2 protein-coding genes are annotated in these 532 nt (G+C 76.5%); one reads left to right on the top strand and one right to left on the bottom strand.

Annotated elements, in window-relative coordinates:
- Positions 1-9: 9 nt before the first annotated feature.
- On the top strand, positions 10-171 hold the full coding sequence (locus ACI79A_RS19665; protein ID WP_457085440.1) for a sugar nucleotide-binding protein: 162 nt from the start codon (positions 10-12) through the stop codon (positions 169-171).
- A 33-nt stretch (positions 172-204) separates the two neighbouring features.
- On the opposite strand, the gene ACI79A_RS19660 is transcribed toward ACI79A_RS19665, so the two are convergent.
- The coding region (locus tag ACI79A_RS19660) for a dTDP-4-dehydrorhamnose 3,5-epimerase family protein (RefSeq protein WP_457085439.1) at positions 205-532 on the bottom strand (328 nt) is incomplete at its 5' end.

Raw genomic sequence — 532 nt, 5'->3', positions numbered from 1 at the left:
CCGGACCGGGTGCTGCCCCTCACCACCGCGGAGTTCCCCCGGCCGGCGCCGCGGCCGGCCTACTCGGTGCTCGACCCGGCAGCCTGGCGTGCGGCCGGGCTGACCCCGCTCCCGGCCTGGCAGGAGTCGCTCCGGGCCTGCCTGGCCGAGCTGGGCGTGCTGCGGGGCTGACCGGCTGCTCGGGACGGGGCGCTGGGGAAGGGATCAGCCGCGCAGCTCCGCGTACCGCGCCCGGCACTGGTCCAGCGTCGGCAGCAGCCCCTGCGCGCGGGCCTCGGTCAGCGTGGGGGCGGCGGTGTCCTTCGGGGAGAGCTGCACCTGGACGTCGCGCGGCCAGGGCAGGTCGAGCTCGGGGTCCATCGGGTGGACGCCGAACTCCCGGTCCGGGGAGTACCCGCTGGAGACCAGGTAGGTGACCGAGCTGCCGTCCTCGAGGGAGAGGAAGGCGTGCCCGAGCCCCTCGGAGAGGTAGACCGCCCGGGGCTCCGCGCTGTCCAGGAGCACGGCCTCGTGCACGCCGAAGGTGGGGGAG

The sequence above is a fragment of the Modestobacter sp. SYSU DS0657 genome, from assembly GCF_054050925.1.
Note: the sequence above shows the minus strand (reverse complement) of the source record. Positions and strands in the feature narration are given on the sequence as shown.